The organism is Domibacillus aminovorans (assembly GCF_001643235.1).
GTDB classification, from domain to species: domain Bacteria; phylum Bacillota; class Bacilli; order Bacillales; family Domibacillaceae; genus Domibacillus; species Domibacillus aminovorans.
Map to the genome: position 1 here is coordinate 369,197 of NZ_LQWY01000067.1, position 12,395 is coordinate 381,591.

Below are 12,395 nucleotides of genomic sequence, written 5' to 3' on the forward strand. Positions count from 1 at the left end.
AAACAAAAAGTATCCGGATACTCCGGATACTTTTTGTTTTATTCATGATCGTTTGACAGCTTTAATTTATGAATGAGCGCAAAGAAAAGGCTCAATAAAATGGCAATAACTGTAGCGAGTGCCATACCTTTTAGCTGCAAGTATCCCCAAGTAAATGTTGCACCAGACAAACCGATTACAAGCACAATGGTTGTTAAAATCATATTTGTTGTTTTCGAATAATCGACTTTTGATTCAACGAGCATCCGTAAGCCAGAAACGGCGATAATGCCGAAAAGAAGTAATGAAATGCCACCCATCACGGCCGTTGGAATCGTTGAAATGAGTGCGGCTAGTTTGCCGAAAAACGATAAGAAAACCGCCATCACGGCTGCACCGCCGATGACCCACGTTGAATACACTTTCGTCAAAGCTAGAACACCGATATTTTCGCCGTATGTCGTATTCGGTGTTGACCCGACAAAACCGGATAACACGGTTGAAATACCATTCCCGAACAAAGAAACACCGAGACCTGGTTTTTTCATTAAATCACGATCGACAATGTTTTGTGTGACGACAAGATGTCCAATGTGTTCAGCGATGACGACGAGTGCAGCGGGCGCAATGATGACAATGCTCGTCCAGTCAAATTCAGGCTGGTAAAAGTCAGGTAAAGCGAACCACTTGGCATCTCGTACTGGCTGCAAGTCCACCATGCCAAATAATGCTGCAATCACATAACCAGAGATAATCCCAATTAAGATAGGGATGATTTTCAAAAATCCGCGGAACATAACGTTGCCAATAATCGTAATCGCAAGCGTCAGCATCGAGACAATAATCGTATTGCGGTCTGGTGACCAGTCTGCTGCGCCATCTGATGAGATGATACCGGCCATTCCCGCCGCAACCGGAACGAGCTCAAGCCCAATAACAGCTACGATTGCGCCCATTGCAGCGGGTGGAAAGACGACATCAATCCAGCCGCTGCCGGCCACTTTAATAATGCCAGCAACAACGATAAAGATGACTCCGACGATGATAAAACCGCCGAGCGCCTGATTGTAGCTTCCATTCGCCATGACTAAAAAGACCGGTGATAAAAAAGCAAAGCTGGAACCGAGGTACGCCGGAATTTGCCCCCTGCAAAGGAAAATGTAAATGAGCGTACCGATTCCGTTCATTAATAAAATTGTGGCAGGATTCACACCGAACAAAATCGGTACGAGAACTGTTGACCCAAACATCGCGAATAAATGCTGAAGACTGAGCGGGATCAATGCCGGGATCGACGGCCGTTCATCAATTTGATAAGTACGCAAAAAAATACCTCCTATAAATAACATATAAAACGTAGCCATTATACTTCAAAAAGTGATCATCTGACTATCGATTCCGGAAAAAGACAGAATGAAGTAGTGTCGTGTGACATCATCTTGCTTTCTACAATAAAATGCATTTTTGGTCAAAAAAAGTGGCTTATATTTAAAAAGCGAATGAATAAATGAAAAATTAACAAAATGTTCGTAAATAAAAACAGCGTTTGAAACAGGCAATGTAAGCGGAAACAACGATGGTTTCATTGAAAAGATAGATGAACTGCCCTTGATATGTGCGCCGTGTTATTTTATAATTCGGATATCAATAAAGTACAAAAAAGTACAAATTTTTTAAATTCCTAAAAATAACACGAATAAAGGAGAAAAACGATGACACGAGTGTATAATTTCTCAGCCGGCCCTTCTATGCTGCCTCTTGAAGTATTGGAAAAAGCGCAATCAGAACTTACAAATTACGCAGGTTCAGGTATGTCAGTTATGGAACTGAGCCACCGTTCAAAATGGTTTACAGATATCATTGAAACAGCGGAAGCGGTTCTTCGCAAGTTGATGAACATTCCGGATAACTACAAAGTGTTATTTCTTCAAGGTGGTGCGTCCCAGCAGTTCGCGATGATCCCAATGAATTTGTTTGCAGGCAGTAAAAAAGCAGATTACGTCAATACAGGATCATGGTCGGAAAAAGCGATTGAAGAAGCGCGAAAGTACGGGGAAGTTCGCGTCATTGCCTCTTCAAAAGACAAAAATTTCAGTTATATACCAGAAATTACAGCGGATATGATTGACGCAGAAGCAGATTATGTACATATTACGACGAATAACACAATTGAAGGAACAGTTTTCAATAATATTCCAGACACAGGAAATGTACCACTCGTAGCAGACATGTCATCAAATATTTTGTCAGAAGAAATTGATGTGTCGAAATTTGCTCTTATTTATGCCGGTGCGCAAAAAAATATCGGTCCTGCCGGTTTAACGCTCGTCATTATTCGTGAAGATTTAATCGGTAAAGCAGGAGAATCCGTTCCGGTTATGCTTGATTACAAAACGCATTCAGAAAGCGGATCACTTTACAACACACCGCCGACATTTGGTGTTTATGTGGCGAAGCTTGTTTTTGAATGGTTGGAAGAGCGCGGCGGTATTGCAGCGATGGAAAAAATCAATCGTGATAAAGCGGCTCTTTTATACGATTACTTAGAAACATCTACATTCTTTCGTTCACCTGTACAAAAAGAAGACCGTTCACTCATGAACATTCCATTCGTATCTCCGAGCGATGAACTCGATGCGTTATTTGTGAAAGAAGCAAAAGCGGCAGGTCTTGAAACATTAAAAGGGCACCGTTCTGTCGGTGGTATGCGTGCAAGTGTGTACAATGCGCTGCCAGTTGCTGGTGTAGAGACGCTCGTTGCATTTATGAAAGAATTCGAACAGACTCATTCAACAGAAGAAGGGAAGTAAAAACGTGTATACGATTAAAACATTGAACAATATTGCCGATGTCGGTCTAAACGTGTTTGAAAATGCGAACAACTTTCAAGTAAACGATGAAACGAACAGCCCAGATGGTATTTTGCTTCGCAGTGCGAACTTGCATGATACAGTGCTTGATCACAATGTAAAAGCAATTGCTCGTGCCGGTGCTGGTGTGAACAACATTCCGGTTCAAGAATATACAGAGCGAGGCATCGTCGTGTTCAATACGCCAGGTGCGAATGCAAATGCCGTGAAAGAATTAATTTTGACAACGATCATGGCTGTTTCTCGTAATTTATTTGACGGTGTAAACTGGACGAGAGAATTAAAAGGACAAGGCGATGAGATCCCGAAACTTGTGGAAGCAGGCAAAAAGCAATTCGTCGGCCGCGAAGTGAAAGGAAAAACACTCGGTGTTATCGGACTCGGTCATATCGGCGCACTCGTTGCGAACAATGCGCTTGACCTTGATATGGATGTGATTGGGTTTGATCCGTTCATTTCTGTTGATACAGCATGGAACTTATCACGCAAAGTACAGCGTGCTTTAACGATTGAGCAGCTATTTGCAGCGAGTGATTACATTACTGTTCACGTGCCACTTACAGACGATACACGCGGAATGTTCAATAAAGAAGCATGTAAAACAATGAAAAACGGCGCATGTATTTTGAATTTCTCACGCGGTGAACTCGTCAATGAGGAAGATTTGCGTGCAGCGCTTGAAAGCGGAAAAGTGGGCAAATACATTACAGACTTCCCGAATGAAAATGTATTGGGCATGAAGAATGTAATTCCTACACCGCATCTTGGTGCATCAACAGCTGAATCAGAAGAAAACTGTGCATTGATGGCTGCCCTTCAGATGAAAGATTATCTAGAAACCGGCAACATTAAAAACTCAGTCAACTTCGGTAACATTGAAATTCCGTTCACAGGAAACCGCCGTGTATCCGTTGCACACAAAAACGTGCCGAATATGGTTGGTCAAATTACAGGTGCATTGTCTGATTACAGCTTGAACATTGCGGACATGGTCAACCGCAGTAAAGGTAATTACGCGTATACATTGATTGATATCGATAATCAAGTAAACGGTGAAGTGATCCCGAGTTTAACGGAAAAATTATTAAGTATTCCAGATGTTGTTTTAGCCCGTATTATTTAATAAAACGAACGGTCCTGAATTCATTTTCAGGGCTGTTTTTTTATGCGTAAAATAAGAAGAAAAATATTGAAAATGTTGAAAAAAAGTGAAACCAATTTTCTTGTTTAGAGGTATGATAGAAAGAAGACTAAGAGAATGGGGGAGTCATCGTGAACAATTGGAAAAAGATGATGGCAGCAGCCGTCAGTGCCGCGCTCGTCATACCGGGGGCCGCACTTGCTGAAACACCGGCTGAACAAAAAGAGGCGCAGTATAAAGCGGCACAGCAAGATCAGAAAATGACTGATTCGCGGACACTTGTCATTAAATATTCAAAAGCGCTGCCAAAAAGTGTACATAAAAAAGCAGGTGTCGCAATTATCAAACGTCTGCCTTCCCTTGGGTATGATGTCGTTCAAATTCCGAAATCAAAGAAATTAAGTGACGTACTCAGCGTTTATAAAACGCGTTCCGAAATTGTCGCGATTACGCCTAGTGTGCAATATAAACGATTGGCTGCTATACCGGATCCGAAAAAAAGCAAAATGAATCACCTAGCACTTTTAAATATGGACAAGGCACTTCTATATGCCGGTAAAAATGATGTAACGATAGCCGTTGTGGATGGTGGCGTTGATTATAAGCACCCTGATTTAAAAGCAAATTTACTTGCGCCATACAATGCGGCCGAGCCAGCTCGAAACCCGGTTCGTGATTTGCATGGGACGCACGTTGCCGGCATTATTGCGTCTGTAAAAGATAACGGGATCGGAGGCTATGGTGTATTCCCGAATGCGAAAATCTTGCCAGTTGATGTCTTCAATGGCAGTATGGGTGCATATGATTACACGATTGCAGAGGGCATCGTCTACTCTGTTGATAAAGGAGCCGACGTCATTAATTTAAGTCTTGGCGGCTTTATGCCATCACCGCTCATCGAGGAAGCGGTTCAATATGCGGTTGATTCGGGTGCCGTTGTCGTTGCAGCAGCGGGGAATGAATCAACAGATGAATACGCGTATCCGGCAGCATATCCTGGCGTGATCAGCGTCGGCAATGTTGATGGAGGCAAAAAGCTGTCTGACAGTTCCAACTACGGCGCATCGGTTGATGTGGTGGCACCAGGTGAAAATATTTACAGCACAGCTTATGGCTCAGAATCAGGGTCTAAATTTGCCCGGTTGACGGGTACGTCAATGGCTTCACCAGTTGTAGCCGCAGCAGCCGGTTTATTAAAATCGAAATACCCCGATTTAACGGCTTTTGAGATTGAATATATTTTAGAACAGACGGCGACTGATCTTGGCGAAAAAGGTTATGATTTAACGTACGGTAACGGGTTAATTAATCCGCTCAATGCGTTGAAATTTGATATAAGGAAACTGCCAGATCGTCCTAATGAATCGGGAGAAGAATTGCTTCAAACAGCGAAAGAAGTGACATCGAGTAAACAGACATTTACAGGTGCGTTTACATCACCCGGTACAATGCATTGGTATAAAGCGGATCTGGCAGAAGGCGAGCATGTCCAGACGGTGCTGAACGGAAGTGACAGCTACGATTATGCGATGGAATTGTATTTTGTGCCGGAAGATGGGGAGCCGGAATATGTACGTGATGTAAATGCAACGCGCGCAGGTAAACAGGAAGGTAACTTATTTACAGCAGTAGAATCAGGTACATTGTTAATAGGTGTAAAAGATTCAAACGGCAATTACAGTGCATCAGGTAAGTCATCGTTCACATTGACGGCGGAAAAAGTAGAGCCAATTACACCGGACGAGACATCAGAAGAAAATCCAATTGCGATTACGTCACTTCCATTTGTGAAAAATGATTTCACGCTGTATACCAATGTAGAAGAAGCACCGGATACAGATTATTTTACGCTGTCTGTTGATGAGCCAAAATTGTTGTCTGTCTCGATTTCAGGACTGCCAGGTATTGATTCTGCGGTCTCGGCTTCCATAGCTGAAGAAAGTGAAGATGAGACAGGCTATTACGATGTTGCATACGCGAACAACGGCGCCACTAATGAAGGTGAGACATTGTCATTCCAGGCTATACCCGGAGTCGATTACCATATTAATGTGACGAATGCTACATTTGGTAACGATTTACTTGGAGGATCAATACTTGATTTACTATCGATGGATATTGATGAGGTGAGTGAAGGTTCGTATAGTTCATCTGCTTATCCGTATACGATGAAAGTGGAAGAACGTGAAATACCGGCAGACGAAGATGGATTGCCGATAGAAGCCACACTTGAAGATGAGCTATTAAATAAAGAGATTTCGCCAAGTGAATATGGTGAAATGAAAGAAGATTCATTGATTAACGAAGAAGAAGGCGAAGAAGAAGACAATTATGATACAGTCATTATGGAAAAAGCTATACCTTATACAATCGGTCAGGATAAAAAAGGCTATTTTCAGATGGAGTATGATGAAGATTATTACCGTTTAACGCCTTCAGAGGATGGCATTTACCAATTTTCGATCAATGAAGGCAACAGCCAGCTTGCATCGATGACGTTCATGGAATATGACGAAGAGACAGAGTCACTTGTACCTGTGTACGGCAGCGGCGGCGAAATGGACTTACTGATGGGCTTACTTGGTGGAATGGATAGTTCACCGAAACTAAATATTGCCTTGAAAAAAGGAACGACATACGTTGTACAATTGACGAATAATTTATATAATATTTCAGCAGATCCATATACGCTTAATTCAAAGAAAGTCGCAAACGTACCGGCAGAGACGGATAACGATCAAAACGTACCGGAAGAAGGGCTCGATATTACGGCTGGAAAATCGTATGAAAACTACTTCATACAAGCTGGTGATACCGATTATTACTATTTCGAGAATGACGGAAAAGCAGGTATTTATACGCTTGATATTCTATCATCTGCGCTTACAACTGCTCAAAAAGCAGATATTCCATATGAACTGCGTCAGGAACACATTTTCAGCGGCGCAATTGTGGAAGATACGAATGGGGATAAGGTGATGGATCCAGATGAAATGGAACGGGCTGCTACATTTGGTCCTGATCTGTTATCATTTATTATTGAACCGGAAGTGAATACGTCATTTGCGGCGAAAGAAGAGACGGGATATTTTATAGAAGTTAATTCATTCCTGGCAACGGGTCCAAGCCTGCAACCGTATGAAATAAAAGTCGGCGCGACATATAATCAGTTTGCAGACGGCGATGCGAAAGTCGTCAATCATGTACCGACGAAGCCACTTGCGCTGAAAACAGTAAATGGCCAATATGGGGCGCATGGTTACTTTAACGCGGGCGTTCCATTCGGCGACACAGACCATTTCTTGCTGAACATAACGAAAGAAGGAACGATCTCGCTTTCCTTCACAGCCGGACAAAACTTGGATGGTATTGTGGAAGTGTATGATGAGAAAGGAAAACTCGTCGCCACGTTTGATCGCTACGGCCAGAACGACGAAGAAATTGGTACACTGAAGCTCGGGAAAGGGAAGTATTTTATCGAACTGAGCGAAGCAAACGGTACAGCTTCTACTGCGCCGTATGAATTAATTGTGAAAAAATAAAAAGCAGCCGCTGATCACACGTTGATCGGCGGCTTTTTTGTTGTTGTGAGCGTGATGGAATTGTGCGCGAATCTAAAAAACGAACTGCAGCAGCAGTTCGTTTCATTCTATTTATTACTTAATATTTTCGTTGGCGAGCAGCAGTCCGATCGAGTTGTTTTGTTTCCAGATAGAAGAGAAGTAGACGAGTGGGACAGGGTGATTGCCAACGTAAGGTGAGACTTCAATTGTTAACCCAGGCTTTTGCTCAGACTGGATAAACCAATCGGTGTAGCCGCCACCACTCGGATTCGACTGTGGTGCGACGAGGCTGTAGCCGGTTTTACTGCTCACTTTTTTTGCGATCGCATAATCTCGTGTTTTCTGAGCCCCGGACTGGTGAAAGTGCCAGTAAATAATTTGACCCGAGCTGTGATACGCTGCGCTTGCTTTGAAAGAATGAGCAAGTGTAAAGTCATACATTGCTTTTGCTTCGGGCTCACTTAATGCTTTCGGTCCTTTATAATTTTGTGATGATGGTTTGCCCGGATCACAGCAAATCGTCGACCATGCCGCTGGATATTGACGATTCAAATCAACGCCGCGTACATTGGCTTTCCATGCGGAAAAATTTGTTTTACCGCCATTCATTTTCACAACGGATGCTTCGTTTATCGCACTGCCTGCACCGAGCTGAACGAGTGAGACGCCGTCTGGATTTACCATCGGTACGAAATAAATAGACGATTTTTTTAAGATATTCTGAACAGGATAGCCATTCATTTCTCCGTTTGTTTTAAACAGGTACGCGTATTGGTCAGCCATCTCCATGATGACATTCGTTGTAATATGTTCACGTGCATGATGAGAAGCATTCACCATTACTTCTTCTTTTCCTGTACCGAGTTTTAATGCGTACAAATCACGGCCGTCTACCGACTTGCCGATCGTCTCCAGTGATGCGATGTCAGGGTGCCATAGTACGAGCTCTTTTAAATCTTTCTCCATCTGACTATACGTGATCGTCTTAAATGGATTCACGTAGTTACCTGTATACAACGTAACATCCGATTTACGTACATAAGCGGTGCGGCCGCCAATATCGATAATGTAATAATCTCGGTAGGCAGCAAGCGTTTCAAATAGGACACCTGATTGGAGGCGGGCCATCGATGTTAATATCCCGTTTTTCGAATAAAGTAAATCCGTCGTTTTTCGTGTCATCACACGGTTTTTATACGTTCCGCCTGGCTGGACACCGCCGGCAAGTACCGCCTCATTTAAAAATGTAACGTCTGTTTCTTTTACATAGCCGGTCGTGTTGCCAAACGTAAATGCAACGTAGCCATTTTCAGTGCTGTTCTTTTCCCATACCTCACCTGTTAAAAGACGACCTATTTTCACCAATTCTCCGTTTTGCTTTTTAAATAATTCGGCGTCAACCGCTAACTGAAAATAGTCACCAGAGGCAGGTGTTTCGGGACGTACGACAGAAACGTCACCCCCAGATAAAAATTCACGGGCGATAAATCCATTCACGCCTTGCCAAGTAATCCGAATCCGCTTTTCTTCTATACTGACAACACGGACATTCGTGTTAGCTGGGATGGGCGTTAATATGGCATCTTGTCCACCAGATGGTGGCGTATAAATGTTCGTGTCAGCAATTGTCAGCATGTAAGAAGCGGCACGGGGCATAAGTGGGAGTACAGAAACAGTGATCAAAACAGCGCTCAGTAGCAAAAAAGTCCACTTTTTCATGTTTTCCTCCAATGGTATGTTATTTGTTACCATTTTAACAGAATGATAGATAAGAAGGGGAAAACATGTAAAAAAATACGCGTTCTGCTAGTAATGAAAGCAGAATGCGTATGGATTATGATAAAACGCCTATTAATATATATTTCATTTTATCTGTACGGGATAAATCATTAAACGTCTTCTTTTTTACATGATCCGCATTAATAGGTGTAATAAACGGTCCGCGTTTCATTACTAATTCATGTGGATTAATGACGATTGCTTCGCCTGATTCAACGCCGTCGGTGACTTGAAAAACACCATCGACGGTTAAGTCTGTTTCAATGAGACGGCGTTCTAGTTTCCCTTGTGTGTTCATGATGACCGCATATGTTTTTTGATTGCTTTTTAAAATGGATGTGCCAGGAATCGTGACCGCTTCAAGTGCTTCTGCTGTGACAACATTCACATTAGCTTTCAAACCAGGATACAGGTCAGAAGATTCAATGCCGCTTAGCTGTGCTGAAAACGGATATAAACTTTGGCGTTTTACAGATGGTTCTTCTTCAGGGTATTGACTGACGATGGCAAGCGATCCATCAAATTGTTCGGCTGTTGTATCAACAGTTACCTCAACGCGCTGACTCGTTGCTGCTTTTTGTACTTGCTTTTCATCAAATACACCTTCTACAGCCGGAACAGAAGAGTTAATGATCAGAAGCGGATTGTTCAAGCTCGAATCCACTTTTTTTACATAGCCTTCATTCGTACTTTTGACAATCAAATTACTTTTCTTTGCTTCTTGCGAGGAGATTAATTTGTCATATTTCTTCGTTTCTTCCCGCAGCTTTTGTTTCTCTGTTTCCTGCTGCAGAATTTCATTTTCAATCGTTGTGCTAGCGTCACCCGAGCTGATTATGGTCGTGTTGCTATCGCGATCGATTGTACTATTTGTATTCGTTGAAGTCTGCCTGTTGCTTTCTTTCCTCTCGGCTTGTGACAATAACACGCGCAGCTGGCTTAATTGATTGTCGATGAGTGAAATTTGCTGCTGCGTCTGTTCTTTTTCTACCGTTAAACGGTCGATTTCTTCATCGATGTCTGTTGATGAATATTCAAACAATGAAGTACCCGGTTGAATGGCATCGCCTTCTTTTACGAGCACTTGTTTGAGTGAACCAATACTTTCATCAAAGTAGATTGGATATTCATCGGACGGTACGACAACGCCTTCTGTTGAAAATGATTGGACAACATCACCTGTTGATACCCGGTCCCACTCATGGAGCCATTCTGTACGGTCTGCTTTGCTGTCTTCTTTAAATGTTAAGTATAAGTTTCCTGCAATAACGACAGCACTCGCTGCGAGCCATACTTGTTTTCTTATTTTTTTCAATGTGTTCACCTCTTTCAATTAAAACAAATTCTCGACATGAATGGATGTGAATAATGTCGATAAAATCCAGAATGCGAGCCCCATTAAGAAGACCATGAGAAAAACGAAGGGGGCTCCTTTCGCTTCAGAGGTACGAAGAAAGCGATACTGGATTACGAGAATCCATACTTGGAAAATCGTAATAAAGCTGAAGAAGCGGATGACAATGACATTCTCCGTTGCATACTGGGCGACAACACCAAGTGAGAAAGGAGAGGAATCACGTGGGATCGAGAAAAACACGTTCCACGCAATTAAAAGCGCATATTCAATTAAATAAATGGTTAAGACGATACATTGCAAGCCGACTAATTTTTTAAAGTCAATTTCAAGAAATGTCCAGAATAACAACGCCGGAATGAAAATGAAAAACAATGGAAATAACAGCCCCCATAAACCTGAGCCCGCTGCAAAAAGCACTTTTAGCCATTCATATGTAGACGTATCTGATTCGGCCATATAAGTGGAGACACTCTCACCTTGTATGCCGAGATAACCGGCAAGCAGCGATAAGAGAACACTGCCTAAAAGTAACAGTGAAAATTTTGTCCATAAACCGCGAATTTTCTCGGCTTGAGATAGCTGATAAAGTTGATCAGTAGAGCGAAACAGCCCTTTAAAAAGCTGAAGCCGGTAAGCCATCTTAAAATCTCCCATCAAATAGAATAAACAAAACAAATATCATTCTATATTATATACAACTATGAACACATGAACCAATATAAATCATGATAACTGGTACATTTTAAATTATCTGAATTATTAATCAATTGAAATATGAATGTAACAAAACGAACATCCTAGTGTAATAGTCTTGAAATAGTAGAATGCTACAATCGATCCAGTGTTACAACTATTAGGGGGTAATGTATTCGTGAAAAAAATGGCAATGTCAATTTTAGCTGCATTGATGATCTTCTCAGCTTCTGCGGCTCAAGCAATGGCCGCTACTCACACAGTCCAAAAGGGAGAAACATTGTATAAAATTTCAAATCAATATAAAACGACAGTGGATCAATTGAAAGAATGGAATAACTTATCTTCTAATCTCATTAAAGTTGGTCAGAAGCTGACAATTGGTGAAACAGCGGCAGCAACAAGTACGCCAGCTCCAGCCGAAGAAAATAAAACAACAAATGCAGTAAAAGAAATTACCGTTAAAGCGACAGCCTATACAGCTTATTGCAACGGATGCTCAGGCATTACTGCAACAGGCATTAACTTAAAGAAAAACCCGAACGCGAAAGTAATCGCTGTTGATCCAAACATCATTCCACTCGGTACGAAAGTGTATGTAGAAGGATACGGGGAAGCCGTTGCCGGTGACAAAGGCGGCGCGATTAAAGGAAACAAAATTGATGTTCATATGCCAACGTCTCAAAAGGCAAGAAACTGGGGCGTTCGTACAGTGAAAGTACAAATTTTAAAATAAATTTTTTAAAGGAGGCTGAATAAAAGTCTTCTTTTTCTTTTGCTAATATCCGGTATATTTCAATTATATGACAAATTCGAGATAAATACTTACTTGTAACAGTTATGTCATATTTACACATCTAACCGTAACCTCCTTTTAAAATCATTACGCTCCTAGGCGTGTTACAATGAATCTCGTTAGCGGAAAACGCAGCAGAGCGTTAAGCGCTTTTACATATAGAAAGATCAAGGGCTAAAAGAGCGACGTCCTGTCGTATCCAACTAATGCCTTTATG

General features: G+C 41.9%; 8 protein-coding genes. 4 read left to right on the forward strand and 4 right to left on the reverse strand.

Annotation, left to right across the window (positions count from 1 at the left end; translation table 11 throughout):
• Positions 1-38: 38 nt before the first annotated feature.
• Positions 39-1,328, reverse strand: a complete 1,290-nt coding sequence (uraA, locus tag AWH49_RS17580; protein ID WP_063966815.1) for a uracil permease — start codon at positions 1,326-1,328, stop codon at positions 39-41.
• 363 nt (positions 1,329-1,691) lie between these two features.
• Here uraA and serC point away from each other — a divergent pair, with 363 nt between their 5' ends.
• The 3 genes from serC to AWH49_RS17595 all read left to right on the forward strand — a co-directional run bounded on the left by serC (position 1,692) and on the right by AWH49_RS17595 (position 7,532).
• On the forward strand, positions 1,692-2,789 hold the full coding sequence (gene serC / locus AWH49_RS17585; RefSeq protein WP_063966756.1) for a 3-phosphoserine/phosphohydroxythreonine transaminase: 1,098 nt from the start codon (positions 1,692-1,694) through the stop codon (positions 2,787-2,789).
• Between the two features lie 4 nt (positions 2,790-2,793).
• Positions 2,794-3,972 carry a phosphoglycerate dehydrogenase gene (locus AWH49_RS17590; RefSeq protein ID WP_211268415.1) on the forward strand — a complete coding sequence of 393 codons (1,179 nt, stop codon included), beginning with the start codon at positions 2,794-2,796 and terminating at the stop codon, positions 3,970-3,972.
• A 149-nt stretch (positions 3,973-4,121) separates the two neighbouring features.
• Complete coding sequence (locus tag AWH49_RS17595; protein WP_082862933.1) at positions 4,122-7,532, forward strand: S8 family peptidase; 3,411 nt, start codon at positions 4,122-4,124, stop codon at positions 7,530-7,532.
• Positions 7,533-7,646: 114 nt separating this feature from the next.
• Here AWH49_RS17595 and AWH49_RS17600 read toward each other — a convergent pair whose 3' ends face one another.
• The 3 genes from AWH49_RS17600 to AWH49_RS17610 all read right to left on the reverse strand — a co-directional run bounded on the left by AWH49_RS17600 (position 7,647) and on the right by AWH49_RS17610 (position 11,328).
• Positions 7,647-9,272, reverse strand: coding sequence for a M14 family metallopeptidase (locus tag AWH49_RS17600; RefSeq protein WP_063966758.1), 1,626 nt, complete (start codon positions 9,270-9,272; stop codon positions 7,647-7,649).
• 115 nt (positions 9,273-9,387) lie between these two features.
• Positions 9,388-10,647, reverse strand: a complete 1,260-nt coding sequence (locus AWH49_RS17605; protein WP_063966759.1) for an efflux RND transporter periplasmic adaptor subunit — start codon at positions 10,645-10,647, stop codon at positions 9,388-9,390.
• Between the two features lie 18 nt (positions 10,648-10,665).
• On the reverse strand, positions 10,666-11,328 hold the full coding sequence (locus AWH49_RS17610; protein WP_063966760.1) for a hypothetical protein: 663 nt from the start codon (positions 11,326-11,328) through the stop codon (positions 10,666-10,668).
• 232 nt (positions 11,329-11,560) lie between these two features.
• Here AWH49_RS17610 and AWH49_RS17615 point away from each other — a divergent pair, with 232 nt between their 5' ends.
• Positions 11,561-12,118: a 3D domain-containing protein gene (locus AWH49_RS17615; protein ID WP_063966761.1), complete on the forward strand. Its 558-nt coding sequence runs from the start codon at positions 11,561-11,563 to the stop codon at positions 12,116-12,118.
• Positions 12,119-12,395: the final 277 nt, after the last annotated feature.